The sequence below is a fragment of the Streptomyces sp. FH025 genome, from assembly GCF_017427025.1.
Classification (GTDB): domain Bacteria; phylum Actinomycetota; class Actinomycetes; order Streptomycetales; family Streptomycetaceae; genus Kitasatospora.
Window position 1 is genome coordinate 1 of record NZ_JAFLNG010000658.1, and the last position, 4,320, is coordinate 4,320.

Here is a 4,320-nt window from a genome sequence, read left to right on the forward strand (position 1 = left end):
CATCGGCTCCCGCAGGTCGGTCGGGCTGGCCTGGGACGGAGCGGGGACGACGGCCAGCGGGGCGGTCACCGGGCCGCCGTCGGCCGGGCCGACCGGCTTGGCGGCCTTGGCCACGTTGACGGCCGGACCGGCGGGCGCACCGACGGTCGCGGTCTTGGCCAGCGAGCTGGCGCCGGAACGTTCCGGCAGCGCCGGAGGGAACGACGTGGGCAGGTGGTCGGGTCGCTGCGACGAATCGCGGGTGACGTCCATGCACGGATCCTCTGGGTCGGTGTGTCGCGCAACGGGCGGCCCGGATCTGACGGGCAGTGCCAGAGTCAGGCTAAGTTCATACGTCATCAAATGCGACATTTGGCTGAGGTGTGTCGACATTTCCTGACGAATCGTCCAAGGCTGACCTGACGCGCAGGCACATGAGCGGATGGTCGGGACGGTTCGGCGCAGGTCAGCGCCGTGGAGTGCCAACCGCCGTGCGGGGCTCGGCGGCGGCGACTGCCCGGAACCGGCGGGCGCCGGGGGTCGGCGCGACGCTCAGGACCTGGGCGCCGCTCAGGGGCGACGGGACGGGGGCGGCCAGGGCGGTAGCCGTGCGGGAAAACTGTCGGCTCATCCGGCTCTCCTTCGCGGTCGGCTGCCGGGGCGGCGGGCAGTCTGGGAACAAGATCCGACAAAACGGAATCACGATCCCGGGCCGGTCATACTCCGACACCTGGGCCTTTGGCCGCGTCCCACCCGTTTGGCGGTCATCCGTGCGGCAGGACGGGATGTACCCGAAACAGCTGCATTTCATCCACTAGGAGGCAATAGATCCCACCCGAACGGCCCATCGGAGCGCCCGGGAGAGGAAGGTCCCGGCCAAATCCGGCGGGCACCCGCGTCCGATACCTGACCACTCGTCGGAGAACTCTGTTCGAATAACCCGCCCGCTCAGTAGAGTCGGGCCCCGTGACTATGGACCCCGTACTCGTCAAACGCGGTTTCGCGGCCGTAGAGCCCCACGAGCCCGCCATGGGCGCGGCACTCACCGAAGCCCGGCCGGCCTAGCAGGAGGCGGTGCGGTGCCCTTCGACCCCGCGGTCATCCGCGCCAGCTTCGCCATCGTCGAACGCCGCGCCGACCACCTGACCACCTTCTTCTACGCCCACCTGTTCAACCACAACCCCGGGCTGCGGTCGCTCTTCCCCGCCTCCCTGCACGAACAGCGGGACCGGATGTTCGCCGCGCTCACCCGGATCGTGCTGCGGCTGGACGACCCCGAGGGGCTCACCGCGTACCTGCGGGCACTCGGCCGCGACCACCGAAAGTTCCAGGTGGCGCCCGAGCACTACCCGGCCGTCGGGGCCAGCCTGATCGCCGCGCTGCGGCAGTGCTCCGGGCACTACTGGACGCCGGAGACGGAGAAGGCCTGGACCGAGGCCTACACCGTGATCGCCCAGGTGATGACCGGGGCCGCCGGCGACCTCCCGGAGGACGACCCGGCCTGGTGGGAGGCCGAGGTCGCCTCCCGCCGCCGGGCCGCGCCGGACCTGGTCGTGCTCACCCTCGCCCCGATGCGCCCGTACCCCTTCACCGCCGGCCAGTACGTCACGATCAGCAGCCCCCGGGCGCCCCGGGTCTGGCGGCCGTACTCGATCGCCAACGCGCCGCGCTCCGACGGCAGCCTGGAGGTGCACGTACGGCGGGTGCCCGGCGGGCTGCTGAGCACCCTGCTGGTGCAGGACGTGATGCCCGGCGAGCTGCTGCGGCTCGGGCCGCCGCTCGGCGACGCGGTGCTCGCCCCCGCCCCGGAGCGGCCGCTGCTGCTGGTCGCCGCGGGCAGCGGCTGGGGGCAGACCAAGGCGCTGCTGGAGCAGCTCACCGCCGAGCAGCCGGAGCGCGAGGCCACCGTGCTGCTGGCGGCCCGCTCGGCGGCCGGGCAGTACGACCTGGACACGGTCCGCCGGCTGCTCGTCCGCAACCCCCGGCTGCGGGTGCTCACGGCCGTCCCCGGTCCGGCCGCCGGACCGGACGGGGTCACCGCGCTGCTCCGGGAGACGTTGCGGCGGCACGGCGACTTCACCGGCTGGGACGTCCACCTCAGCGGCCCGCCGGAGCTGGTCGCCGAGCTCGCCGAACTGCTCCGCGCCCTGCCCTCCGCACCCGGGCTGATCAGACACGATCCGGCTCCGCTGACCTTCAACCGGGACCGGCCGCTGACCAGCTCGGACTGGTTCCTGGACCACCGGGACGTGCCGTGGATCAACCGGACCGACCTGGGGTGATCCGGGGCGGGCGATCGGGACGCGTGATCGGGACACGTGATCGACGCCACAACGGGAGAAGCCCCCGGCCGGTGGCCGGGGGCTTCTCGCTGGTGCGCTCAGCAGGATTCGAACCTGCAACCTCTTGATCCGTAGTCAAGTGCTCTATCCGTTGAGCTATGAGCGCAAGGAACGGGCGAACCCGATCTTGCGGAGGTTGTGGTGCGCTCAGCAGGATTCGAACCTGCAACCTCTTGATCCGTAGTCAAGTGCTCTATCCGTTGAGCTATGAGCGCTCGCCCTGGTGACCGTTGCCCCCGGGGCGTTGCGTGGACAACATTACATGACCTGCGACGTGGGGCGAAATCGATAAGCCCGGAGGCCCCGGCGGGCCCCACCGGGAGCGGCCTGAGGACGGCCCCGGACATGCGAAGAGCCCCGCCGACAAGATCGTCGACGGGGCTCCCGGCTGGCGGAGGCTGAGGGATTTGAACCCTCGATCAGGAATAACCCCGAAACCGCATTAGCAGTGCGGCGCCATAGACCGGACTAGGCGAAGCCTCCCCACATGGACCACGCCCGCGTGAAGCGGACCCGTTCCGTGTGTCAGTGATGATGCCACAACCGTGGGGCTCGGCACCAACCACCGCCCACGTTACTAGGCGGGTCGTCCCCGCCGCAAAGAAGAATGAGATACTGCCGACTCCGGAGGAGCTGCCCTGAGCCGAGGAGACCTGTCGAAGTGAGCAGCAGGCCGATCCGAGGCGCTGCTCGCCTCGGCGCCATACTCGACGCCCTGCCCGACGCGTTGTTGCTGGTGAACAGCAACGGCACCGTCGTCGACGCCAACAGCGCGGCGGTCCAGGCGCTGCAGGCACCGGGCACCTCACTGGTCGGGATGGGCGTGCTGGGCCTGCTGCCCGAGTTCGATCCCAGCCGGATCCCCGGCTCGATGCGCCCGGCCACCCGGGACGGCGACGCCCCCGACCGCCCGGTCCGGATGACCGCCCACCGCACCGACGGCACCACCTTCCCGGTCGAGGTCTCCGGCAACGACTTCGTCGACGACGGCGGGGACTCCTACGCGCGCTCCCCGCTCGCGCCGTACGACCCCTACGGGGAGGGCTCGCGCTCCCCGTCCTCCTCCGACCTGCTCCTGCTGCTGGTCCGCGACCTCTCCGGCCGGCTCGGCGTCGAGGCCGAGCTGCGCCGCCAGCACAAGCAGACCGAGATGATCCTGCGGGCCGCCGCCGAGGGCGTGCTCGGGGTGGACCTCGAAGGGCGCTGCGTGCTGGTCAACCCGGCGGCCGCGCACATCCTGGAGTACCGGGCGAGCGAGCTGGGCGGGCGCGAACTGCACCCGCTGATCCAGCACTCCCGGGCCGACGGCACCCCGCTGGCGCTGGAGGAATCCGCGCTGCTGGACACCCTGACCTCCGGGCGCAAGCACCGGGTGCGCGGCACCGTGCTGTGGCGCAAGGACGGCCGCCCGGTCACCGTCGACCTCACCACCGCCCCGGTCCGGGACGGCGACCAGCTGGTCGGAGCGGTGATGACCTTCACCGACCGCAGCCGCGAGCTCGCCCTGATCGCCCGCAACGCGCAGCTCACCGCCGTTCTGGAGGACGAGCTGGGCGGTGCGCTGAGCGCGCTGAACCAGCGGCTGGACGCGCTCGCCGCCGACCCGGCCGGGCAGCTCTGGCCGGAGGCCAACTGGACGCTGCGTCGGCTCGCCGACGAGTGCCGCCGGTTCGGCAAGCTGATCGACGACGTCCTCGAACACCAGCGCTCCGAGACCGGGGAGGGCGGCCCCGCGGAGGGCCGCGGCCCCAAGGACGGCAAGGACGCCGGGGCCGGTAGGGCCGCCAAGGACGGCAAGGACTCCAAGGACGGCAAGGACGCCGAGGACGGGCGGAAGGCCGCACAGCGGGTGCCGGTCGGCCTGGACAAGGTGGTCCGCCGGGCCGTCGAGGAGGCCGGCGCGCTGGTCGGCGCGGGCCGGGTGCGCTTCTCGGTGCACGCCGCCGCGGTCGAGGTGATCGCCGACGAGCGGCGGCTCGCCCGGGCACTGGCCCACCTG

The 4,320-nt window shown here is 71.8% G+C and carries 2 protein-coding genes, 3 tRNA genes and 1 pseudogene; 2 read left to right on the forward strand and 4 right to left on the reverse strand.

Annotated elements, in window-relative coordinates; all coding sequences use genetic code 11:
• Positions 1 to 252: pseudogene (locus J0670_RS31490) on the reverse strand (hypothetical protein); the annotation flags it as partial.
• Between the two features lie 806 nt (positions 253 to 1,058).
• On the opposite strand from J0670_RS31490, the gene J0670_RS40390 reads away from it, so the two are divergent.
• Positions 1,059 to 2,261 carry a globin domain-containing protein gene (locus J0670_RS40390; protein ID WP_307806784.1) on the forward strand — a complete coding sequence of 401 codons (1,203 nt, stop codon included), beginning with the start codon at positions 1,059 to 1,061 and terminating at the stop codon, positions 2,259 to 2,261.
• Between the two features lie 90 nt (positions 2,262 to 2,351).
• Here the strand turns inward: J0670_RS40390 and J0670_RS31500 are convergent.
• From J0670_RS31500 to J0670_RS31510, 3 genes are all read right to left on the reverse strand, one after another.
• Positions 2,352 to 2,427: transfer RNA gene (locus J0670_RS31500), tRNA-Arg, on the reverse strand.
• Between the two features lie 33 nt (positions 2,428 to 2,460).
• Positions 2,461 to 2,536, reverse strand: a tRNA-Arg gene (locus tag J0670_RS31505).
• A 174-nt stretch (positions 2,537 to 2,710) separates the two neighbouring features.
• A tRNA-Ser gene (locus J0670_RS31510) sits at positions 2,711 to 2,804 on the reverse strand.
• 178 nt (positions 2,805 to 2,982) lie between these two features.
• Between J0670_RS31510 and J0670_RS31515 the strand changes: the two genes are divergently transcribed.
• Positions 2,983 to 4,320 (forward strand): PAS domain-containing protein (locus J0670_RS31515; RefSeq protein WP_207815316.1); only part of this gene is annotated, 1,338 nt, incomplete at its 3' end.